The following is a 22340-nucleotide window of genomic DNA, read 5'->3' on the forward strand; positions in this document are numbered from 1 at the left end:
ATATGTTTATGTCGGTTTTGATAGGCTTGCAAGCGCTATGTCGCTTCCGGACAAGAAAATGACGCATGCGCAGCGGATCGCGCAAAGCCGGATGCATCGAGGCGAGGCCCATGTTCGAAACGCGCAGCGGCGAAAAGCTCCTGGAAACCGACCCGGCAACGATGCCGCCGGATGGCCATGTCGTCTTCATCGGCCGCATCGCTTCGCCTTGGATCACGCGGGAGACTTGCCCCAAAAACATGAAGGCCGCGCGGGAGACGGGACAGCCGGCGCACTTGGTCATCGACCCGCTTTATCGTGAGGGCCTGCTTGGGCTGGAACGCGCCAGCCACGTGATCGTCCTGTCCTGGCTGCACCATGCGCCGCGGCAACTGATTGTCCAGAAACCTCGCCATGCCACAGAGCCGAAAGGCGTCTTTTCGCTGCGCTCCCCTGCCCGGCCGAACCCAATTGGGCTGCATGTCGCCGGGCTGGTTGCCGTCGATATCGATACCGGCCGCATCGATGTCGATGCCATCGACGTGCTCGACGGCACGCCGGTCATCGACATCAAGCCCTACTTCGCCTCGACCGATGCCTTCGCCGAAGCGACCATGGCCGGGCGGGACGAGTTGTCCAGGTCGGACGGGCAGTGAGCGCCCCGACCGGCCGCCGCCGCGCCATCGCCAAGGCGCTGACAGCGCTCCTGCCGCTGGCGCCCTATGCCGACATGGAAAAGATCCGTGCCGATGCCGGCGCCGTGCACATGAAGACCTTGCCACCGAGCATTGCGGTGTGGCTGGCGACGATAGCGCATATTCGCCATGCCCATACCGACTACGAAAAGCTGCTGGCCGAAGGATATGACCGCGATTCCGCGCGCTTCTTCGTCATCGAGCAAACCAACATCGTGCTAACCCGCTGGCGTGCCACCCGTCTGCTCGATGATGAGGACGAGGAATAGAGCGATGGCAGACACACGCGTCGAGTTCTACGGCGCCCCCCTCTGTCCTTCCGACGTCAGGCCGGCAACATCGGAACTTTCAAAGCCAGAAACAAAAAAACCGCCTCGGAGGGCGGATCGTTGGAGCCAATTAGCACCATACCGAAATTAGTAGCATAGCTGCCGGCACAAAGCAAGAACAAAATACCCCGCGCGCGGCTTTGACTGGCTTTGCCGCCTTGCCTGGCAAACAATCAGGCCCGGTAAATCCACTGCTCCGGCACGCGCACCGAAATCTCCTCGCCGGCAGTGATCGTGCCGGGCTTCTCGACCCAGGCGACGAGCCCGCGCAACCGCTTCGCCGCTTTCGGGAACAGCAGCGCGCCGGCCTCGACGTCGGCCATCCCGGCATGCTCGGCGACCGACCGGCCCGCGATCCGGCAAGGCCCGTTCTGCGCGTCGACCTTGACGGTTGCGCCGCCTTTGAAGAACAGCAGCGTGCCGGATGGCAGCATCGAGAGGTGCGGCAGGCCTTCGATCACGAGATTGGCGCCGATCCATTCCGGCTTGATCTCGGCGATGCCCATCCGTTCAGCGACGATTGCCAGTTCGTCCGCTGCCACGATCGACAATTGCCGCTCGTTGCGCATCTCGGTGCCGCGCGGATACCAGGGCTCGCGCCCGCCGGAGCGCCGCGTCGTGCCGACGTGGAAATCGCCATCGATGCCATCGAAGCCGAGCTGCAACGTATCCACTGCCCGTGTCTCGAAATGATCGAACGGTGCGAGGTAACGCGCTGCCACCCTGGCGGCGAGTTTTCGCGCGGGCACGATCTCGACCGGAGTTTCGGCTTCGGGAAAAAGATCCAGCATGGGTTCGTGCCTCGCGTGATACGCGCAATTAGCCGCGGTCAGCTCATCAGGTCCAGTCGAAAGCGCTGATGCTCAGATCAAGCGGACTGATGCGATTTGCCAGGCGCGCTCCGATGCCGGTGCCGTCCGCGCCGAAACAGTCAGAGCATGCGCAACAGCGCGCCGCCGATCGAGTAGCCGGCGCCGAACGCGCAGAGCAGGCCGTAGTCGCCGGCCTTCATGTCGGCATGGTTCTCCGACAGGGCGATGATGGCGCCGGCGGCGGCGGTGTTGCCGAGGCGCTCCAGCACCATCGGCGCGCGGTCATGGTCGACGTCATGGCCGAACGACAGTTTCAGAATCATGGCGTTCATCCGCGCATTGGCCTGATGCAGCCAGAAGCGCCGGATCGCTTGCGGCGTCAGCCCGTGCTCGGCCAGGAACTCGACGATGAATTTGTGGCCGGCAACGGTGACTTCCTTGAACACCTTGTTGCCGATTTGCTTGATCAGATTGCCTTCCAGATCGATCATGTACGGATCGTCCTGGGTGGCGCGGGTATAATAACCGAGATTGGTGCGGATGCTGTTCGACATCTGCGTCCAGGTACGCGTATCCAGCACCTCGAATCGGCCCGGCCGCTTCTCGCCCTGGGCGAGCCCTTCGACGACCATCGACACGGAAGCGTCGCCAAAGATGAAATGCGTCTGCCGGTCGCGAAAATTGAGATGGCCGGTGATGATCTCCGGCGTCGACACCAGCACGCGTTTGTGCGCCCCTGCCCGCACCAGGTTGACGGCGATGTGCAACGCGGCCGCCGCCGACGAGCAGCCAAGCCCCATGTCGAAGCCGGCGCCCTTCGTCCCCAGCGCCTGCTGCATCTCGATGGCGATCGCCGGATAGGGCCGCTGATGGTGCGAGGCCGAGCAGATCACCAGGTCGATATCCCCTGGCTTCAGCCCGGCATGATCGAGCGCCTTGCTGGCCGAGGCGATGCCGAATTCGGCCTCCAGCGACAGCGCATCGTCGGGCCGCGCCGGGAAGCGCGGCGCCATGCGGGTCGGGTCGAGGATGCCCTCACGTTCGATGACATGGCGGGTCTGGACGCCCGAGGCATGGACGATGAAGGCACTGTCGGATTTCTGCAGCAGCGGCTCGCCGGACACCTCGCGGCGGACGTTCTCCATGTCCACCCAGCTGTTGAAGCTGGCGACGAGTTCCTCATTGGTGATCGAAGCCTCGGGGATTTCAACGCCGATGCCGCTGATGATGACGCGATGCATTTCCAGTTCGTCCCGTGCGCAGGCGTTGCGGCTTCATGTCGGCGCCGCAAAAAGCTCGGCGCAACCTCTTTTGCACCTAGCCAGTTTATGCCGGCTTAAATCAAGTCCCTGGAAAGGGTCTAAAAGTTCCTAAGCAGCGCGCCGCGCCACGATGAAGAGACGGGGAAAGCGCAGCAACACCTTGCCGCTTGCCGTTTTCGGATAGGCTTCGCTGATCCTGGCCGTGTAGCGCTTCAGGAAAAGCTGCCGCTCGTCTTTGTCGAGCGGATCGAGGAACGGCTTCAGCCCCGTCGACTTCACCCATTCGACGATCGCCTCGGCATCAGCCAGCGGATGGTTGTAAATCGTGTGCCAGATATCGAGCCGGTCCGAGAATGGCGACAGAAGGTCGTAGTAGAACGAGACCGGCGGCAGCGGCACGCGAGCCGCGCGCTCGAGCTTTTCGGTGAACGGCATCTCGGCCGCGGTCTCGCGCATCAGCCGGTGCGAGGGCTCAGCCATGTTGTCCGGCATCTGCACGGCAAGCGCGCCGCCGGGCGCCAAAAATCCCATCAGCCGCTGGAAGACTGCCGGATGCTCCGGCAGCCACTGGAACACCGCGTTAGCGAAGATCACGTCGACGGGTTCGGTCGGCTGCCACGCCGCCGCATCCGCCAGCGCAAAGCTGACGCCGGGCAGGCGCGCCTTGGCCTTCTCGATCATGTCGGGCGAGGTATCGAAGCCGCTGATTTGCGCCTGCGGCCAGCGCTCGACCAGCAATTCGGTCGAATTGCCCGGTCCGCAGCCAATGTCGACCACCCGGCGCGGTTCTGGCACCGGCACCTGCGCAACGAGATCGCGCGCCGGCCGCGTGCGCTCATCCTCGAATTTCAGGTAGAGGGCGGCGGACCAGTCTTTTCCTGTTTTGAAAGTTAACTTTCCGCCCCGTGAATCTTTTCTGTGCCGTCATAACGACTCGCCGCCATGCGTTGATTGACGTTCACGCATATTGCGTAGACCCTTTGACCATGAAAATGGGATTCCAAGAGACTCAAGCAGCATACGACAGCGGTTCGCAAAGCGCGAGAATCTGGACGGAGCGGTGGGCGTCAGAATGGCTATACTGCCCCAACTGCGGGAATTCGCGCCTGACGCAGTTTCCGGCAAATCTCCCTGTTGCCGATTTTTACTGCGATAAGTGCGATGATCAATACGAACTAAAAAGCGCAAAGAAACCGTTCGGCAGAAAACTCGCCAATGGTGCGTATAGCAGAAAAATCGAGCGGCTGAATTCGTCAACGAACCCCAACTTTTTTCTACTCAAATGCGATTTTAACCAGCGACTGGTGGAGTCCGTCTGCGTTATCCCAAAACAGTTTTTCACGCCAGCGATCGTAGAACGCAGGACGCCGCTCTCCCAAGCAGCACGCCGCGCCGGCTGGATTGGTTCGAATATCCTTCTTAGCCGGGTCCCTGAAGCGGGAAGAATCCACCTTGTCAGAAACGGTGTGATCACCTCGAAAGAAGAGGTTTTGGCAGCTTGGAAGCGAACTGTGTTCCTACGCGATGCGCCCCACGACACCAGGGGATGGCTCGTTGAGGTCATGCGATGTATCGAGTCGATCGGCACAGACGAATTTGACATCGACCAAGCCTACGCATTTGAGCCACAGTTGGCTCTCCTTTACCCGAACAACCAGAATATTAGACCTAAAATCCGTCAACAACTTCAGTTTCTTCGCGACAAGGGATATCTTAGGTTCCTGTCCCGTGGTCGATATCAGGTAGCGCGATAACGCAGGTGATCTACGTCAGATCGTTTTGGTCAGGTCTAAGAATGGCTTGGTATCTCAACAACTACAGATGTTATAAATGTCACAGGTATTGGGCTACTGATTGGTCCTGCGCCTGTGACGACGAGTGTCCATATTGCCAAGCGCGCAATGCGACAGCCATCGATAGCGTCGATCTGACCAACATTGTGGTTCAAGAAAACGACGCGTTTATAGTCCTTAACTCGCCACCGACGGCAGAACACCACCCCGACTACTGGGAAGTTGCGCGGTTCTCTTCAGCCAAACTCGCCGAGGACTTCATAGAGACACTCGACAGAGAATTCTAAACGAGGCGCACGGACTATCTTGTCAGCCGCTTATACGTCATGCGGTGCGGGTTGACCGCGTCCGGCCCGAGTCTACGGATCTTGTCCTGCTCGTAATCCTCGAAATTGCCTTCGAACCATTCGACATGGCTGTCACCCTCGAAGGCCAGGATGTGCGTCGCCAGACGATCGAGGAACATGCGATCGTGCGAGATGATAACGGCGCAGCCGGCGAAGTTTTCTAGCGCGTCTTCCAGTGCGGCCAGCGTTTCGGTATCGAGATCGTTGGTCGGTTCGTCGAGCAGCAGCACATTGCCGCCGGTCTTCAGCATCTTGGCCAGATGCACGCGGTTGCGCTGGCCGCCAGACAGGTTGCCGACCTTCTGCTGCTGATCGCCGCCGCGGAAATTGAACGACGCGCAATAGGCGCGGGTGTTGGCTTCGAACTTGCCGAGCTTGACCACTTCGGCGCCGCCCGAGATCTCTTCCCAGACGGTCTTGGTCGGGTCGAGCGCGTCGCGGCTCTGGTCGACATAACCGAGCTTGACCGTCTCGCCGACGCGAATGGTGCCGGCGTCCGGCTTTTCCTGGCCGGTGATCATGCGGAACAGCGTCGTCTTGCCGGCGCCGTTCGGGCCGATGACGCCGACGATGCCGCCCGGCGGCAGCTTGAATTCGAGGTCGTCGATCAAAAGCGTGTCGCCAAACCCCTTCGACAGGCCCTCGACCTCGATCACCACATTGCCGAGCCGCTCGCCATGCGGAATGACGATCTGCGTGTCGCTCGGACGCCGCTTGTCGGCTGCATCCAGCAGATCCTGGAAGGCCTGGATACGGGCCTTCGACTTGGTCTGCCGGGCTTTCGGACTGGACTGGATCCACTCGCGCTCGCGGCCGATCGCCCGCTGGCGCGCATCGTCCTCGCGGCCTTCCTGCTTGAGCCGCTTGGCCTTGGCTTCGAGGTATTTGGTGTAGTTGCCTTCGTACGGGATACCGCGGCCGCGATCGAGCTCGAGGATCCAGCCGGTGACATTGTCGAGGAAGTAGCGGTCGTGGGTGATGATCATCACCGCGCCGGGATAGGCGCGCAGATGCTTTTCCAGCCACGCCGTCGTCTCGGCGTCGAGATGGTTGGTCGGCTCGTCGAGCAGCAGCAAATCGGGCTGGCGCAGCAAGAGCTGGCAGAGCGCGACACGGCGGCGCTCGCCGCCCGACAGCTTGGTGACATCGGCCTCCTTGGGCGGACAGCCGAGCGCCTCCATCGCCATCTCGACCTGCTGTTCGAGATCCCAGAGGTTGAGCCGGTCCATCTCGTCCTGCAGCTTGGCCGACTCGTCCGCCGTCTCGTCGGAATAGTTCATCATCAATTCGTTGTAGCGCTCGATGATCGCGGTCTTGGCCGCGACGCCTTCCATGACGTTTTCGAACACGTTCTTGTTCGGATCAAGTGCCGGCTCCTGCGCCAGGTAACCGACGGTAGCACCCTCGGCCAGCCAGGCCTCACCGCTCCACTCCTTGTCGATGCCGGCCATGATCTTGAGGATCGTCGACTTGCCGGCGCCGTTGGGGCCGAGGATGCCGATCTTGGCGTCCGGGTAGAAGGACAGATGGATGTTCTCGAGCACCTTCTTGGTGCCGTAGGCCTTGTTGAGGCCGGCCATGTGATAGATGAACTGGCGTGCCACGCGCGCTTTCCCTGAAAAGTCGACTGATGTCGGATTGAATGGAAGTTGGGGGCTATGTAAGCGATGCGGCCCCGAACGGCAAACAGTTTTGGCCCCAAGCGGATTTGGTCGCACCCACAAACGCTTAGACGCTTCATTTCATGCCGGCACCCAGGCGAAAGCTCCGGTTAACCATTCCGCGTCAAACAATATTGGATGGGAAATCGCTGGCAGCCGCGATTTCGGGGAGAGAGATCGGGCCGTGCTGAACAGTTTCCTGCTTTTTGCCGAAGCGGTTCTCTATTTCGGCATCATGGTCACGCTTTTCCGGTTCAGAGGCCGCATCGGCCTCGGCGTCTTTGTCTGCGCCCTTGGCGTCATGCATTTCCTGGAAACCTACCTCGCCAGCGTCTTCTACGTCGCGCTGCCGTTCGGCATGGTATCGCCGGGCTCGGCTGTGCTGTTTTCCGGCAAGCTGGTCATGCTTCTGTTGCTCTACATCAAGGAGGACGCGGCAACCGTCCGCCAGCCGATCTACGGCCTGCTGCTCGGCAATGCCCTGATGATCGGGCTCGTGCTGATCCTGCGCCTGCACGACATCGCACCGCTGCCCGGCGGCGGGCTTCCCGACATCGGCTTCATCGACGAGATGGGCTGGCTGATGGTGTGGGGCACGACGCTGCTGTTCGTCGACGCCATCCTGGTCATTCTGCTCTATGAAGAGCTCGGCAAATATCTGCGCAAGGCGCTTTTCACCCGCATCCTAGTCTGCGTCGCCTGCGTGCTCACCTTCGACCAGGCAGGTTTTTTCACGGCGCTGCATTTCGTCACCGGTGCGCCGGTCGCCGTGTTTTTCGGCGGCTGGTTCGCCAAGATGGCAGCGGCCGTGGTCTACAGCACCATGCTGGTCGCCTATATCAGGTGGTTCGAGGCGCGGCAGGTGCCGGCGCCGCGCGGGCTTTCCGACATTTTCGACACGCTGACCTATCGCGAGCGCTATGAGGCGCTGGTCGAGCATGTCGGTCGCGACGGCCTCACCGGCCTGCTCCACAGGGGGCGCTTCGACAGCGACGGCGAGGCCGCCGTGGCAACCAGCCTGCGGACCGCCAGGCCGCTCAGCCTGCTGATCATCGATGTCGACCACTTCAAATCGATCAACGACCGCTTCGGCCACGCCGAGGGCGACAGGGTGCTGAAAGCCCTGGCAATTTTGCTTGGCGAACTTGTCGGGACCGACGATCAATTGTTCAGAATCGGCGGCGAGGAATTCGCCATCCTCGGCTGGCGTCCGCAGCCGCTCGCCAGGCTGCTGGGCGAAACCGTCAGGCAAGCGGTCAAGATGTCCGCGAGCACCAGCCGGTTCGACATTACCGTCAGCGCCGGCATCTCGACGGTCAGCGAGACGACCCGTTGCCTTGCCGATCTCTTCGCGCTGGCCGACCAGCGTCTCTACAAGGCCAAATCCACGGGACGCGATCGCGTTGTCGGCGAACCGGGCGGCAACGAAGCAGACGGGCGCAACACATGGACCAGGCCGGAGCGCAGCGCCGGCGCGTAACGCTACCCTGGCCTGCGATTGGCTCAATCAGGATTGTTTGCGCCGCTGCCATGCGCCTATCGCAACCGAAACCGCCATCAGCGCGATCGCCAGCCATTTCAACGCGGTAATAATCGGGCCGGCTTCGATGTCGTAGGCAATGAACAGAAGAGTGCCCGGTACCAGCAGGCCGCAGAGCACGAGCGTGATCCGGTTGATCTGCCATGACACTTTTGCCGCAAGCGCCTGATCGCCGGGCACGGCGACAAGCGCGGCATGTAGCGACTTCGGCGCCACCAGCGCGGTCGAAAGACGCAGCGAAATCGGCAGGCCGATGCCGATGATCAGCAAGGCGCATGCCGCCAGGAGCAGCGAAAACTTGAGCGCACTGGTTTCGGCCGGTAGCGGGAACAGCAGCGCCGCCAGCGGCAGGAAGACACAGAATATCCGGAGCGCGGCGATGGCGATGAAGATCGCCGCGTTGACCAGCGTGAACAATTGGTACGTGCCGCCGCCGACGGGTTTGGCGAGCGTGGTCATACGCGCCCACTCCACTTCGGTGTAGGAAAAGCCCGGCCACTCCATATGGCCGTCGCGGATCGCCGTCATGCCCTTGGCCCAGAACGCCAACCGCGCCAGCGCGCCGCTCGGCACGCCACTCATCGCCACTCCCTATGAATGATGCCCCGGGATCATACCATCCCCGGTGCAAAGCGACAGTCGCGTACGGCCTGTTTACTGGAACCCGACGGCATCGACCGCGCCCTTCGGGCAGCCGGCCTTGGCTGTAGGCGCCGAGGCAAGCAGCAGCGCACCGAGCGAGGCGTTCGACGCAATCGGGCCGGTCAGGCCGAGCGTCAGCTCGCCGATCAGCCGCCTGCCGTTCGAGGGATCGACCACGCAGGAAACGCGGACCCGGTCGCCCGCGCCTTTGCCGAAGGTAACGTCGAAGGTGCTGCGGATCTGATCGGATGTCAGTTGCTTGCCGATGTTCTTGATGAAGAGATCGCGCACCGGCGAAGCATTCATCGCGCGCATCAGGTTCAAGGCGTCGGAGAAATACTCCTGCTGGCTCTTGCCGTAGCAGGTGCCGTGCTTGATCCACTCGTGCCTTTCGAGTGCGGACGCGGTGCCCGGCATCACCTGGTCGAGTTCCGATCGCGTTTTCGGGTCAAGGGTGACCGGCGGCAAATCCCGCCAGTGCGCCGGATCGTCATTCGCCTTGTCGCTTGCCGCGACCTGACAATAGAAATTTCCATTCGGCTGCGGCCACAATCCATGCAAGGTGAAGTGGGTCGCATCGAAACCGGCGGCGGTCTGCGCCCGGCATTCGGTCTTGCTGGATTTGGTCTCGCAGAAAGCCGGCTGCCAGCTCAGCGCGAAGACATATTCCGGCTTTCCGGACGCCGATGGCTTGTTCGGCTCGGCAGGCGCCGGTGCAGCCGGCATCGTCGACGCGCTGCCGCCCGAAACGTGACCGCAGCTGATCTTGACCCAGCGGCGCTCCGGATCGGCGCCCGGCACGCGAATGAGATAGTGCGTGGGCGCGTCCTTGTTGCCGGCCAGCAGATCATAACTCTGACCAGCCGCGGTCGAGACATTGCCGGGATTCTTGCCGCTCTTGATCGCCTGCGTTGCCGGACAGGCGGCGTCGGCGACGAAAGAGCCGGTCATCTTCACATCGGCCCGCGCCGCGCTTGCGCCGCCAAACGCAAGAAACACCGCCCCCCATATCGCCCAAATCCGCATTCCGGCACTCCTCGTGAATCACGCCGCAAGCTAGAAACTTGCGACATGTCAGAATTACGATTTCTTTCGCCGGCCGTAAAAACAATCGCCAGCGCATTGAGAGGCTCCCGCGTGGTCGATCAGGATCCGCCCGCCTCCACCCGTTCCGTCAGGGTGCGCAGCAGATCAAGCGAGGCTTTCAGCGCGTCGGCGTCCATACCCTCCGAAACGCGGTTCGCCCAAACATGCTGGCGTGTGCCGATATTCTCGACCGCTCCCCGGCCGGCATCGGTTATTGACAACAGCTTGGCGCGGCGATGCGCCGGGTTGTCGGCGTAGGCGGCAAGCCCCTCCGCAGCCAGTATGTCGGCCAGCCGCTGCACACTCTGACGGGCGAGACCCATGTCGCGGGCGATGTCGGCCACAGATTTCGGCTCCTTCAAAACTGCACCCAAAACCTGCCAGCGCGCTGCCGTCAGCCCGGTTGGAGCGGCCAGCCGGTCGGCCGCATCCAGAAAACGGCCGTTCATCCTGAACACGGCAAGCACCAGTTCGGTGAGCACATTTGCCGCTTCGGTCCTGGTCGTCATTTCTGGCCGGCCTCGATGGTCGCGACGAAACTATTAACGGCTTCGGCTACGACCTCGGGCTTGTCAAGCATCACCCAATGGCCGCTGCCCGCCACGATCTGGCGCGGAATGTCCGTGCGCAACCGGTAAAGCGCGGCTGGAGTGTCACTGGCCTCCGTAGCCAATACGAACATAGGCCCACGATACGCATCGAGTGCCGGCTCCGGGTTCCATTCGGCCAGTGCCTTGCCGACACCTGCCCTCGCGGCCGGATCGACCACTGCCGCATCGGCCAGAACACGCTGGCGAACAGCTGCGTTAGGGCCGGCAATCGACGTGTAATAGGCGTTCAGGACATCACGGCCTTGCGGACCGGCCAGATCGCGGACAAAGCCGTCACGAATCGCCTGCGGCAGCGCACGAGGATCGGTCGCCGGGTCGACGAGCAAGACACCGGCGACCCGGTCGGCATGGCTGGCGGCATAAGCGAGCGCCACGCCACCGCCGCCGCTGTGCGCGACAATGAGAAACCGCTTCAGGCCAAACGCGTCGGCCACGGCACCGACATCCATTGCACGACCGTCATAACCATAGTCACCGTCCTGCGCCGGCGCGGAGGCGCCATGACCGCGAAAATCGAAGGCTACCGCCTCGCGGCCTTCGACGGAGAGCTGCATCACCCGGTCCCAGTGGGAAGCGCGGCTGCAATCTCCATGCAGGAACATGATCGGCAGGCCATTGCCGGCCTTGATCCTATAAGTGGCAAGCTGGCCTTGCGGGCCTGGAACAGTGGACGTCATCATGGTCATCTCCCTGGTTTCCTGACTGAACGCAGCAATCCCTGACAACAGGGTGGCCGTCGTGAAGGCGAAGCCCGCCAGCAAGATTGCACGCCGCGAAATGGCCCCGGTGGTTTTGACAGTCATACCCGCAATCTGCCGCTGACAATTTGACAGTATGCTGTCATGTAATCACATTGACAGCATGCTGTCAATTGCCGTCGAATGGGTACCTACGTCTCTTGACCTCGATCGCCGCGTCGCCCAACAGTCGCCGACTGGAGCGAGACATGCCATTTGACAAGCAGAGGATGCTGGCATCGCCGACCGGCGCCGAGCTCAACCTTTATGTGAAACACGCCACCGGCCAACCGCACGCCATTGTCCAGATCAATCACGGGCTGGCCGAGCACGCGGCGCGCTATGCCCGCTTCGCCGATTTCCTCGGCGAGCGCGGCTACCAGGTCTACGCGCACGACCACCGTGGCCATGGCGCCACCAAGGGACCCGATGCGCCACCTGGCAGGTTCGCCGATGCGGATGGCGGTGCCAAGGTCATCGCCGATGTCGCTGCCGTCCATGATCTCATCGCCAGGGAACAACCTGGCCTGCCGGTCATCGTCTTCGGCCACTCCTTGGGCGCGTCGGTCGCGCTGAACTTTGTCCTCCGCCACTCGGCGCGCATCCATGCCGCCGCGATCTGGAACGGCAATTTCTCGGCCGGACTGCTCGGCCAAATCGCGCTGGGCGTGCTTGCCTGGGAAAGGTTCCGGCTTGGCTCAGACGTGCCGTCGCGCATGCTGCCCCGGCTGACGTTCCGGGCCTGGGGCAAGGCAGTGCCCGATCGCCGGACGCCATTCGACTGGCTGTCGCGCGATGCCGCCGAAGTCGAGAAATACATCGCCGACCCGCTCTGCGGCTGGGACGCATCGGTGTCGATGTGGCAGGACATCGTCATGATGACGCTGCATTGCGGCAGCGACCGCAATTTTTCCGGCGTGCGGCGCGACCTGTTCGTCAATCTGGTCGGAGGCGAGGAGGATCCGGCCTCGGACGGCGGCAAGGCGGTCAGCCATCTTGCCGGCCGAATGCACATGATGGGCTTTTCGAATCTCGTTTCAAAGGTTTACGCCAAAACCCGCCACGAAAGCCTGAACGAGATCAACCGAAACATCATCATGGAGGATTTTGCCGCCTGGGCCGACCGCGTGCTGAGGGCACAGTGATACTGGCCCATTGCAAGGGCCGTGACAGCGGCGCGCGGGATTGATAGAGGCTGCGCTTTCGACCAACCATGGTGATCCATGACTGAGCCGCCGCTCAAAGGCATCCGCGTCATCGAACTCGCACGCATCCTTGCCGGGCCATGGGCCGGACAGCTGCTTGCCGACCTCGGCGCCGACGTGATCAAGGTCGAGAGCCCGGACGGCGGCGACGACACCCGCAAATGGGGACCGCCCTTCGTCATCGGCCATGACGGCGAGAACCTTTCGGCCGCTTATTACCATTCCTGCAACCGCGGCAAGCGCTCCATCGCCATCGACTTCTCGACGCCCGAGGGTGCCGAGACGGTGCGCCGGCTGGTCGCGACATCGGATGTGCTGATCGAAAACTTCAAGGTCGGCGGACTGAAGAAATACGGCCTCGACTATGACAGCCTGAGGAAAATCAACCCACGGCTGATCTATTGCTCGATCACCGGTTTTGGCCAGTCGGGGCCGTACGCGCCGCGCGCCGGCTATGATTTCATCATCCAGGGCATGGCCGGCATGATGTCGATCACCGGCGAAGCCGGGCGCGAACCGCAAAAGGCGGGCGTCGCTATATCGGATGTTTTCACCGGGCTTTATTCGGTCATCGCCATCCAGGCGGCGCTTCGCCATGCCGAGAAGGCCGGCGAAGGCCAGCATATCGACATGGCGCTCTACGACACCCAGATCTCGACGCTCGGCAACCAGAACCTCAACTACCTCGTCTCCGGACAGTCGCCGGTGCAGATGGGCAATGCGCATATGAACATCGCGCCCTACGAAGTGGTGCCGGTGAAAAATGGCCACATCATCCTGGCGGTCGGCAATGACGGCCAGTTCGCAAAGTTCTGCGGTGCCGTCGGCCTCGACGAGCTGGCGTCGAACCCTGACTTCGCCACCAATCCCGCCCGCGTCGCCAACCGGGCGAAGCTGCGCGACCGCATAATAGAGGCGCTGAAGGCCTTCGATCGCGATCCGCTGCTGGCCAGGCTCGAAGCCGCCGGCGTGCCGGCCAGCCCGATCAACAACATAGGCCAGATGTTTGCCGACCCGCAGACTATCGCGCGCGGCATGCGGCTCGACCTCGATGACGGCCACGGCAATCTCTTGCCCTCGGTGCGGGCGCCGATGGTCATGTCCGGCACGCCGCTGGTCTATGAACGTCCGTCACCGCGTCTCGGCGAACACACCGAAGAAATCCTTGCCGAACTGGAGAGGTCAGGAAAATGAAGACCGGCGGACAACTCATCGTCGATGCGCTCGAAACCAACGGAACGGACCGTATCTATTGCGTACCCGGCGAATCCTATCTGGCGGTGCTCGACGCGCTGCATGATTCACCGATCCGCACCATCGTCTGCCGCCAGGAGGGTGGTGCCGCGATGATGGCCGACTGCCACGGCCGCCTGACCGGCAGGCCCGGCATCTGCTTCGTCACCCGCGGCCCCGGCGCCACCAATGCCTCGGCCGGCATCCACATCGCGATGCAGGATTCGGTCCCCCTCATCCTGTTCATCGGCCAGGTCGCCAGCCACGCCAAGGGGCGCGAGGCCTTCCAGGAGGTCGACTACGTCAGGTTCTTCGGCGATATCGCCAAATGGGTGGTCGAGATCGACGACGCCGCACGCATCCCTGAATTCGTCACGCGGGCCTTTTCGGTGGCGACCTCCGGCCGGCCCGGCCCGGTCGTCATCTCGCTGCCCGAGGACATGCTGACCAGCCTCGCCGAGGCACCGGAAGCCCAGCATTACACCCCTGTCGAGACGCGGCCCGGCGAAGTCGAGCTCGACGCGCTGGAAGGGTTGCTCAACAAGGCAAAGCGGCCCTTCGTCATCCTCGGCGGTACGCGCTGGGACGCGCCGGCCGTTGCACGGATGCGGACGATAGCCGAAGCCTGGTCGCTGCCGGTCGGCTGCTCCTTCCGCCGCCAGATGCTGTTCGACCATCTCCACCCGAACTATGCCGGCGATGTCGGCATCGGGATCAACCCCAAGGTAGCAACCGCCATCAAGCAGGCCGACCTTGTGCTGCTCATCGGCGGCCGTATGGGCGAGATGCCGTCATCCGACTACACGCTGCTGAAGAGCCCCTACCCCGACCAGACACTGGTCCATGTCCATGCCGACGCCGGCGAGCTCGGCCGCGTCTACCGGCCGGCGCTGGCGATTAATGCCTCGCCTGCCGCTTTCGTCGAAGCCTTTGCCCGACGCAAGCCGGCCGCGGGGCCGGTGTGGGCGGCTGAGGCAGCGAAGCTGCACGCCGCTTATCTCGACTGGTCGACGCCTCCGGAGAGCGGCCCCGGCACCGTCCAGATGGGGCCGATCATGAATTATCTCGAAACGATGCTGCCTGACGACGCCATCCTCACCAACGGTGCCGGCAACTACGCCACCTGGGTGCATCGTTACCATCGCTTCCGGCGTTTCGGCACGCAGGCAGCACCCACATCCGGCTCGATGGGCTACGGCACGCCGGCGGCGGTCGCCGCCAAGCAGCTTTTCCCCGACCGCGACGTGATCGCCTTCGCCGGCGACGGCTGTTTCCTGATGAACGGCCAGGAATTCGCCACCGCCGTACAATACGCACTGCCGATCATCGTCGTTGTCGTCAACAACGGCATCTACGGCACGATCCGCATGCACCAGGAGCGCGAATATCCCGGCCGTGTCGTCGCCACGGATCTGAAAAATCCCGACTTCGCGGCGCTCGCGCGTGCCTATGGTGGTCATGGCGAAACAGTCGAGAAGACCGCCGACTTCGCGCCGGCCTTTGAACGCGCCCGCGCCAGCGGCAAACCGTCGATCGTCGAGATCAGGCTCGATCCCGAGGCAATCACGCCGACGCGGACCATGACCCAGATACGGGACGGGGCCTAAGCGCCAAAGGGATAGGTCGAATTCCCTTCCCAAACTTCAACAGGTTGATACAGCGCTATGATCGCTGCGCTACATCGTCGATGGCGCCTTTTCGATCTGCCCGCGGATCTCGCCATCCGCGTGGGCCGCGGTGTGGATGTTGACGTAGTACTTGCCCGCCTCCAAATCGGTCGCCTGGGCATCGGTCAACGTCGCCGAGCCCTTGATCGGGCTCCTCAGCTTGCCTTCGAACGGTATCACCGGGTCGGCGTTTTCGCCCTTTGCCGCCGGGCCGTGAATGTGTGCGGCCTTCGCCGGCCCGCTGAGGCCGGAATATCTCACTGTCCAGCTGAGTTTCTTGGTTGTGGTGTTGAACCTGAGCGTGGCGGTGCCCTTGCCCTTCGTTGTGACGGGCGGGCTCTGCTGAGCGCCATCGAGCGTCGCAGTCATCTTTATGGTTTCGGCCAGGGCCGGTGAAGCAGAGAAGATGGCTGCAGAAATGGCCAGCGCCGAAAGCATCGGCGTGAAGGACTGGATGCGCATGGAAACCTCCGTTGTGACACCCTTGAGGCGGATGCACCGGCACAACGATTTTGCGAGCGGATGTTTCCGCCGGTAACGTTCATTTTACATCCCACTAAAAAGGGGCGGTCGCTCGCCCCTTTTCCGCTACAAGCCAGTTTGACAGCCCTATTTGATGGCCTTGTCGGTGATCGCCGTCGTGTAGGCGCCGGTAGGCTCCTTGCTGATGATCTTCTGGTCGAGCAGCGCCTTGGCGGTGCGCTCGTAGGTCGCCGGATCGAGCTTGCCATCGGCATTGTCGATCAGCTTGGCGACTTCGCCCATCATGCGCTTCTGGTGATTCTCGTCCTGGCCGCCATTGTCCATGACGATGCCGGCCGCTTCGTCGGAATTGTCGACGGCGTATTTCCAACCCTTCATCGAAGCGCGCACGAAACGCACCATCTTGTCCTCGAAGGCCGGATCCTTGAGCTTGTCCTCCAGGGCATAGAGCCCGTCTTCGAGGAGATCGTTGCCCATGGCGGAATAGTTGAAGACGGTCAGCTCTTCCGGCTTGTAGCCGGCGTCGATGAGCTGCCAGTACTCGTTATAGGTCATCACCGAAATGCAATCCGCCTGCTTCTGGATCAGCGGCTGCACGTCAAAGCTCTGCTTGAGCACGGTGACGCCGTCCGGCCCGCCATCGGTCTTGAGGCCAAGCTTGTTCATCCAGGCATAGAACGGATACTCGTTGCCGAAGAACCAGACGCCGAGCGTGTGGCCCTTGAAGTCGGCTTCCGTCTTGACCGGCCCGTCCTTCGGGCAGACCAGCTCCATACCGGCTTTCTTGAACGGCTGGGCGATGTTGACCAGCGGCACGCCCTTTTCGCGGGCAGCCAGCGCGCCGCCCATCCAGTCGACGATGACGTCGGCGCCGCCGCCGGCGATGACCTGCTCCGGCGCAATATCGGGACCGCCGGGCTTGATCTCGACGTCGAGGCCTTCGGCCTCATAGAAACCTTTGTCCTTGGCGACATAATAACCGGCGAACTGTGCCTGGGTGACCCATTTCAGCTGCAGTGTCACCTTGTCTGCGGCCATCGCCTGGAACGCGGCAAGCGACATCGCGCCGGCCAGCATCGAAACAACAAGTCTTTTCATGTTTTTACCCTCTGAAGTTAGCGCCCTAAACCCACCGCCCCTATCCACCACGGACAGAGGGATGCCAAAACGTGATTGCTCTCTCGAAAAAAGCGACCACGCCATAAAAGACCGAACCCGCAAGTGCTGCAACTGCGATTTCGGCCCACACCATGTCGATGTTCATCCGCCCGACTTCCGTCGAAATGCGGAACCCCATGCCGACCACCGGGGTGCCGAAGAACTCGGCGACGATGGCGCCGATCAGCGCTAGCGTCGAATTGATCTTCAACGCATTGAAGATGAAGGGCGCGGCCGCCGGCAGCCGCAGCTTGAACAGCGTCTGCCAATAGCTCGAGGCATAGGTGCGCATCAGGTCGCGCTCCATATGGCCGGAGGCGGCAAGCCCGGCGACGGTGTTCACCAGCATCGGGAAGAAGGTCATGATGATGACCACCGCTGCCTTCGACTGCCAGTCGAAGCCGAACCACATGACCATGATCGGCGCGACGCCGATGATCGGCAGCGCCGATACCATATTGCCGATCGGCAAAAGCCCGCGCCGCAGGAACGGCACGCGGTCGGCGGCGATGGCAACGAGGAAGCCGGCGCTGCTCCCCACCACATAGCCGAAGATGACCGCCTTGAAGATGGTCTGCCTGACATCGGCCGCCAGCACCGGCAGCGAGCCGACGATGCGGGCACCGATGGCGCTTGGCGGCGGCAGCAGGATGAAGGGAATGCCGGCACCACGCGTCACCGCTTCCCAGATGATCAGGATCCAGGCGCCGAAGATGGCCGGAATGATCAGGCGCAGGGCGGTTGACGCCCAGCGCGACGTCGGGCGAAACGACGACAACACGGTTACGCAGCGCCAGGCCAAAAACCACGCGGCGGCGAGCAGCAGATAGAAGGATGCGCGAGCGCTGCCCTCATTGCCGGTTATGCCGGCGAGCAGCATCCACGCCGCGCCATGCGCGCCAAGGAACAGCAACACCACCCCGATCATCGGTGGAAAGTTGTCGGCCTCGATTGCCACGAGCAGCAGAATGAAAATCGAAACCGTAGTCGCTATGCCGTAACCGGGCGTAGCACTGACGAGCGGCAAAACAAGCAGCGCGCCGACAAACAGGACAAGCGCGGCATACCCCTGCCAGGATCGAGGCGTGATTGAGGAAAGGCTCAGGATGGAGCTCATGCCGGCCTCCCGCCCATGGCGCGGTCGACAAGGCGCCCGGCAATGCCGACCAGCATAACCAGCAGCGCCGCCACCACCGACCCGGCAACCAGCGCCGACCAGATGTCGATGGTCTGGCTGTAATAGGCGCCGGCGAGCAGTTTGGCGCCGATGCCGGCGACGGCGCCGGTCGGCAGCTCGCCGACGATGGCGCCGACCAGGCTGGCGGCCACCGCCACCTTCATCGAGGTGAACAGGAACGGCACCGAGGCCGGCACCCGCAATTTCCAGAAGGTCTGCGAAGGACTGGCATTATAGGTGTGCATCAGGTCGAGATGGGTAAGCTCGGGCGAGCGAAGCCCCTTCACCATGCCGACCGCCACCGGGAAGAACGACAGATAGGTCGAGATCAGTGCCTTCGGGATCAGCCCGGTGATGCCGACAGCGGCCAGCACAACGATGATCATCGGTGCCACCGCCAGGATCGGAATGGTCTGCGACGCGATGATCCACGGCATCAGGCTGCGGTCGAGCGTCGCCACATGCACGATGCCGACGGCGATGACGATGCCGAGCGCCGTGCCGAAGGCAAAGCCGAGCAGCGTCGACGACAGCGTCACCCAGGCATTGTAGACAAGGCTGCGGTTCGAGGTGATGCTGCGCAGAAACGTGTTTTCGAAAAAATTCACTGCCACCTGATGCGGCGCCGGCAGCGTCGGCTTCGGCTGCGCCAGCGTCTTACCGATGAATTCCACAATACCCGGTGTCTGATTGGCGCGGCGGTCTAGATCGCGCTGGAACGGCGTGTTGAGGATGACAGCCATGACGTACCAGACGACGACAACGCCCAGGAGGATCGAGGTCACCGGAACGATCTTGTCGCGAAACGAGTCCATTCTAGCAGGCCTCGCCGGGTAAGCGCCCTCCTCTCCCCAACGGGGAGAGGGTGGCTGGAGCGAAGCGGAGGCCGGGTACTTTCGCCCCGGCAATCGTTTCTTTCGAAGGGCGGAGCAGCCGCGAAGCGGCGTGCGTAAAGGGCGCCCCCAACCACCCCTTCGTCATCCTAGGGCGCAGCGAGGAGCGAAGCGACGCGGCGCAGACCCTAGGATCCGTGCCGTTACCTTCCCGCTCCGAAGCGGTGCTGAAGATGGCTCCCTTTCTGGAAGGAACGACGGTTGCGGTGGCTTGCCCGGCGCTTATTCTCGACCGCATGCGCGTTTCGGCCGACGTCACGGAATGGATCCTAGGGTCTGCGCACGCCGCTTCGCCGCAGCTCCGCCCTAGGATGACGACAGCACGGTTAGCGCCTCCCTCGCGAGGGCGATGCACCTCCCGTGCCGAACGCGCAAGCCCGTTCCGCGCCGCCTCAATCATCATAGCTGTGCCCCGCCCTCAGCCCGTCCCGCACCCGCGCGGCGATGGCCAGGAACTCCGGCGTCTCGCGGATATCGAGCGGCCGCTTTTTCGGCAGCGTCGATCCTATGACGTCGCTGACACGCCCCGGGCGCGGCGACATGACGACGATGCGCGTCGACAGATAGACCGCCTCGGGGATCGAATGGGTGACGAAGCAGATGGTCTTGTTGGTCCGCTTCCAAAGCTCCAGCAACTGTTCGTTGAGGTGATCGCGCACGATCTCGTCGAGCGCGCCGAACGGCTCGTCCATCAACAAAAGGTCGGCGTCGAAGGCGAGCGCCCGCGCGATCGAAGCGCGCTGCTGCATGCCGCCCGAAAGCTGCCAGGGGTATTTCTTCTCGAAGCCGCCGAGGTTGACGAGGTCGAGGGTTCGCTTGATGCGCGCCGCCTGCTCAGCCCTGGACAGGCCCATGATCTCCAGCGGCAGCGCCACATTGCGCTCGATCGTGCGCCACGGATAAAGTGCGGCCGCCTGAAAGACATAGCCATAGGCGCGGCTCTGGCGCGCCTGCTCGGGCGTCATGCCGTTGACGGAGATGGTTCCCGATGTCGGCTTCTCCAGATCGGCGATCACGCGCAGCAAGGTTGTCTTGCCGCAGCCGGAGGGCCCGATGAAGGACACGAATTCGCCCTTGCCGATGGTCAGGTCGACATTAGACAGCGCCTGCACCGGACCATCGTTGGTCTGGAAGGTCAGGCCAAGCTTGCTTGCCGAAACAACGGCTGGCGATACTCCCGTCATCGGCCGTAGCCTGTCGCTTCCGGCCACTGCGGCGCCGGCCGGAATCCCATTGATTTTACCCCGATGTTGCTTTCCACTCGCCCAGTCCTACTCGCCCCAAATCGACGCGCCCTTGTCCCATCAGATAGACGCCCGGAGTTACCCCGATGTCGCCCAAACCGACGTGCCATCTTATCCGCCCTGAAAGCTCTTATGAAGGCAAACAGGGCCTGAGTTATTTCGCCGGCATCGCCGCCGAAACAGTCGGCTCGTCCGGCATCTGCATGCATCTGCTGACCATGCCGCCGGGTGCCCGCGCCAAGGCGCATTTGCACGAAAACCATGAAACCGCGATCTATGTGCTCTCCGGCGAAGTCCATACCTGGTATGGCGACCGGCTTGAACAGCATATCGTGGTCAAGGCCGGCGATCTTTTCTACATTCCGGCCGGCGTGCCGCATCTGCCGGCCAATCTGAGCGACAGCCCCGCCTCGGCGGTCATTGCCCGCACCGATCCCAACGAACAGGAAAGCGTCGTCCTGCTGCCGGCACTGGACGGGTTGGTCGCCTGAGGTCTGTGTCGTGACAGGGGACTCGGCCGTCATCGGCACCTGGAGACTTCGCTGCAGCACGATAGATCGATGAAAGACACGAATTCGCCTTTGCCGGTTACCGGGTTGATATTAGACGAAACCTGCACCGGACTGTCATTGGTCTGGAGGGTGAGGCTGGGACCCCCTGGGTCTATAACGGCCTCAGACATTCGATATCAACTCGGGGAAATTGTGCTGGAGAAACCGCCAAGCCACCTGACCTCGCAGAATTTCGTCTCGTTCTTTCCATAAGTCCGCCTTCCCCTCAATCACCCTCTTAGCCCTCCATATAAATGTACTGATGTAATGGGCGTCTCTAAGCGCCTGCTCTAAATATCCAGAACCGTACCTTGCTTCTTCAACGTAGTTTTGGTTGCCACTACGCTTATATTTTCGCACCTTAATCCAAAACTTCTCATCAAGATACTTTGTAAATACGATAGTTCCATGGACTACGCTATTTCTTTTGTCGAACAATTCGACGATTCCGTAGTATAGATATTTCAGGTCCATCATGCCATCGGGGTCTCCGCATTCTCGCAATTTCGGATAGAGTACGTGAGCGTATGCGAAAAAGGCCGCTTTCTCTTCAATTTTAAATGGCTGTTTTTTACTTATGGAAAACGACAATTTGGGGAATTCCTTAGCAAACAACAGAATAAATTCGTCTAAATCATATTCAAGGCAATGCTATTTCACTAACGTACTTTCCAATTGACGCATAACTTCTTAGTTCGTCGTCGGAAAGATCTAACTTATTCTCTTTCGCGGTTATAGAAAGTTTTCCCCCATTGGCCAAAGCCTCTCCGATCAAGCTCGATAGACTCGGCTTTTGCGGAGATTCGCCCGACAAGGATTCCTCAATTTTCGGCGACATCAAACACTCCGATGGTGTTCACTTGCACCTGGAGACTTCCCCCATGACCATGCCGTCCTCATCGGCGATCACCAGTTTCTTGGCATTCTTGGGGCTGCGCCTGACGGTGAATGTGATTGGCGACTGGCCTTCCTCGCCTTCCGCCTCGCATAGGGTTTTCAGCACCAGCGAACCGTCGGCTTTCGCCCGCTTTTCGGTGAACGTGCAGGCGCTGGTCGCCGTGATGAATTCGGTGTCGTTGAGCAGCAGCATGTCCTCGGCATAGACCTGCTGGCCGTTCCTGTTGATGCACCCTGACTTGTTGCCATAGGGCTTGGAGAGGTCGATCGCCGCTGCCGAAGCATGGCTGGCCGCCAGCGCCAACGAGGCGGCAAAGACGAGGTGAAAACCACGCATG

General features: G+C 61.9%; 23 protein-coding genes and 1 pseudogene. 8 read left to right on the forward strand and 16 right to left on the reverse strand.

Annotated features, from left to right (window positions below):
• Window positions 1-110 precede the first annotated feature (110 nt).
• Window positions 111-635 carry a tRNA (N6-threonylcarbamoyladenosine(37)-N6)-methyltransferase TrmO gene (gene tsaA / locus NMG46_RS18360; protein WP_254819014.1) on the forward strand — a complete coding sequence of 175 codons (525 nt, stop codon included), beginning with the start codon at window positions 111-113 and terminating at the stop codon, window positions 633-635.
• Window positions 632-943 carry a DUF2293 domain-containing protein gene (locus NMG46_RS18365; protein WP_254819015.1) on the forward strand — a complete coding sequence of 104 codons (312 nt, stop codon included), beginning with the start codon at window positions 632-634 and terminating at the stop codon, window positions 941-943. The genes tsaA and NMG46_RS18365 overlap by 4 nt, the downstream gene beginning before the upstream one ends.
• A 233-nt stretch (window positions 944-1176) precedes the next feature.
• On the opposite strand, the gene NMG46_RS18370 is transcribed toward NMG46_RS18365, so the two are convergent.
• From NMG46_RS18370 to tam, 3 genes and pseudogenes are all read right to left on the reverse strand, one after another.
• Window positions 1177-1794: an MOSC domain-containing protein gene (locus NMG46_RS18370; protein ID WP_254819016.1), complete on the reverse strand. Its 618-nt coding sequence runs from the start codon at window positions 1792-1794 to the stop codon at window positions 1177-1179.
• A gap of 140 nt (window positions 1795-1934) precedes the next feature.
• Window positions 1935-3056, reverse strand: a complete 1122-nt coding sequence (locus NMG46_RS18375; RefSeq protein ID WP_254819017.1) for a beta-ketoacyl-ACP synthase III — start codon at window positions 3054-3056, stop codon at window positions 1935-1937.
• A gap of 129 nt (window positions 3057-3185) precedes the next feature.
• Window positions 3186-3950: pseudogene (gene tam, locus NMG46_RS18380) on the reverse strand (trans-aconitate 2-methyltransferase); the annotation flags it as partial.
• Between the two features lie 113 nt (window positions 3951-4063).
• On the opposite strand from tam, the gene NMG46_RS18385 reads away from it, so the two are divergent.
• Window positions 4064-4831: a DpnI domain-containing protein gene (locus NMG46_RS18385; protein ID WP_254819018.1), complete on the forward strand. Its 768-nt coding sequence runs from the start codon at window positions 4064-4066 to the stop codon at window positions 4829-4831.
• Between the two features lie 340 nt (window positions 4832-5171).
• Here NMG46_RS18385 and ettA read toward each other — a convergent pair whose 3' ends face one another.
• Window positions 5172-6821, reverse strand: coding sequence for an energy-dependent translational throttle protein EttA (gene ettA / locus NMG46_RS18390; protein ID WP_254819019.1), 1650 nt, complete (start codon window positions 6819-6821; stop codon window positions 5172-5174).
• Between the two features lie 241 nt (window positions 6822-7062).
• Between ettA and NMG46_RS18395 the strand changes: the two genes are divergently transcribed.
• Window positions 7063-8358: a GGDEF domain-containing protein gene (locus NMG46_RS18395; protein WP_254819020.1), complete on the forward strand. Its 1296-nt coding sequence runs from the start codon at window positions 7063-7065 to the stop codon at window positions 8356-8358.
• A gap of 27 nt (window positions 8359-8385) precedes the next feature.
• On the opposite strand, the gene NMG46_RS18400 is transcribed toward NMG46_RS18395, so the two are convergent.
• The 4 genes from NMG46_RS18400 to NMG46_RS18415 all read right to left on the reverse strand — a co-directional run bounded on the left by NMG46_RS18400 (window position 8386) and on the right by NMG46_RS18415 (window position 11437).
• A complete protein-coding gene (locus NMG46_RS18400) occupies window positions 8386-9000 on the reverse strand; it encodes a hypothetical protein (RefSeq protein ID WP_254819021.1) in 615 nt (204 codons plus the stop codon).
• A 72-nt stretch (window positions 9001-9072) separates the two neighbouring features.
• Window positions 9073-10086, reverse strand: coding sequence for a ribonuclease T2 (locus NMG46_RS18405; protein ID WP_254819022.1), 1014 nt, complete (start codon window positions 10084-10086; stop codon window positions 9073-9075).
• A gap of 119 nt (window positions 10087-10205) precedes the next feature.
• Window positions 10206-10628 (reverse strand): MarR family transcriptional regulator, encoded by a 423-nt coding sequence (locus NMG46_RS18410; RefSeq protein ID WP_254819023.1) that lies wholly within the window; start codon window positions 10626-10628, stop codon window positions 10206-10208.
• A 23-nt stretch (window positions 10629-10651) separates the two neighbouring features.
• On the reverse strand, window positions 10652-11437 hold the full coding sequence (locus tag NMG46_RS18415) for an alpha/beta fold hydrolase (protein ID WP_254819024.1): 786 nt from the start codon (window positions 11435-11437) through the stop codon (window positions 10652-10654).
• A 266-nt stretch (window positions 11438-11703) separates the two neighbouring features.
• On the opposite strand from NMG46_RS18415, the gene NMG46_RS18420 reads away from it, so the two are divergent.
• The 3 genes from NMG46_RS18420 (at window position 11704) to NMG46_RS18430 (ending at window position 15539) form a co-directional block, all read left to right on the forward strand.
• Entirely contained in the window at window positions 11704-12639 is a 936-nt protein-coding gene (locus NMG46_RS18420) for an alpha/beta fold hydrolase (RefSeq protein WP_254819025.1), read from the forward strand.
• A 78-nt stretch (window positions 12640-12717) separates the two neighbouring features.
• Entirely contained in the window at window positions 12718-13893 is a 1176-nt protein-coding gene (locus NMG46_RS18425; protein WP_254819026.1) for a CaiB/BaiF CoA-transferase family protein, read from the forward strand.
• A complete protein-coding gene (locus NMG46_RS18430; protein WP_254819027.1) occupies window positions 13890-15539 on the forward strand; it encodes a thiamine pyrophosphate-binding protein in 1650 nt (549 codons plus the stop codon). Before NMG46_RS18425 ends, NMG46_RS18430 begins: the two co-directional genes overlap by 4 nt.
• A 69-nt stretch (window positions 15540-15608) precedes the next feature.
• Here NMG46_RS18430 and NMG46_RS18435 read toward each other — a convergent pair whose 3' ends face one another.
• The 5 genes from NMG46_RS18435 to NMG46_RS18455 form a co-directional block, all read right to left on the reverse strand.
• Window positions 15609-16061, reverse strand: a complete 453-nt coding sequence (locus NMG46_RS18435; protein ID WP_254819028.1) for a CHRD domain-containing protein — start codon at window positions 16059-16061, stop codon at window positions 15609-15611.
• A gap of 147 nt (window positions 16062-16208) precedes the next feature.
• Window positions 16209-17180: an ABC transporter substrate-binding protein gene (locus tag NMG46_RS18440; RefSeq protein WP_254819029.1), complete on the reverse strand. Its 972-nt coding sequence runs from the start codon at window positions 17178-17180 to the stop codon at window positions 16209-16211.
• Between the two features lie 40 nt (window positions 17181-17220).
• Window positions 17221-18357 carry an ABC transporter permease gene (locus NMG46_RS18445; protein ID WP_254819030.1) on the reverse strand — a complete coding sequence of 379 codons (1137 nt, stop codon included), beginning with the start codon at window positions 18355-18357 and terminating at the stop codon, window positions 17221-17223.
• Complete coding sequence (locus NMG46_RS18450) at window positions 18354-19232, reverse strand: ABC transporter permease (RefSeq protein ID WP_254819031.1); 879 nt, start codon at window positions 19230-19232, stop codon at window positions 18354-18356. Before NMG46_RS18450 ends, NMG46_RS18445 begins: the two co-directional genes overlap by 4 nt.
• 470 nt (window positions 19233-19702) lie before the next feature.
• Window positions 19703-20494, reverse strand: a complete 792-nt coding sequence (locus NMG46_RS18455; protein ID WP_254819032.1) for an ABC transporter ATP-binding protein — start codon at window positions 20492-20494, stop codon at window positions 19703-19705.
• Window positions 20495-20640: 146 nt separating this feature from the next.
• Here NMG46_RS18455 and NMG46_RS18460 point away from each other — a divergent pair, with 146 nt between their 5' ends.
• Window positions 20641-21045 carry a cupin domain-containing protein gene (locus NMG46_RS18460; protein ID WP_254819033.1) on the forward strand — a complete coding sequence of 135 codons (405 nt, stop codon included), beginning with the start codon at window positions 20641-20643 and terminating at the stop codon, window positions 21043-21045.
• Window positions 21046-21228: 183 nt separating this feature from the next.
• On the opposite strand, the gene NMG46_RS18465 is transcribed toward NMG46_RS18460, so the two are convergent.
• Genes NMG46_RS18465 through NMG46_RS18475 form a run of 3 tightly spaced genes read right to left on the reverse strand, consistent with a single transcriptional unit; the run spans window position 21229 to window position 22339 of the window.
• Complete coding sequence (locus NMG46_RS18465) at window positions 21229-21696, reverse strand: hypothetical protein (RefSeq protein WP_254819034.1); 468 nt, start codon at window positions 21694-21696, stop codon at window positions 21229-21231.
• Between the two features lie 49 nt (window positions 21697-21745).
• Entirely contained in the window at window positions 21746-21943 is a 198-nt protein-coding gene (locus tag NMG46_RS18470) for a hypothetical protein (protein WP_254819035.1), read from the reverse strand.
• Between the two features lie 18 nt (window positions 21944-21961).
• The gene (locus NMG46_RS18475; protein ID WP_254819036.1) at window positions 21962-22339 is read right to left on the reverse strand and encodes a hypothetical protein; all 378 of its coding nucleotides are present in this window, start codon (window positions 22337-22339) and stop codon (window positions 21962-21964) included.
• Window position 22340 lies beyond the last annotated feature (1 nt).

Source organism: Mesorhizobium sp. LMG 17147 (assembly GCF_024297145.1).
GTDB lineage: Bacteria > Pseudomonadota > Alphaproteobacteria > Rhizobiales > Rhizobiaceae > Mesorhizobium.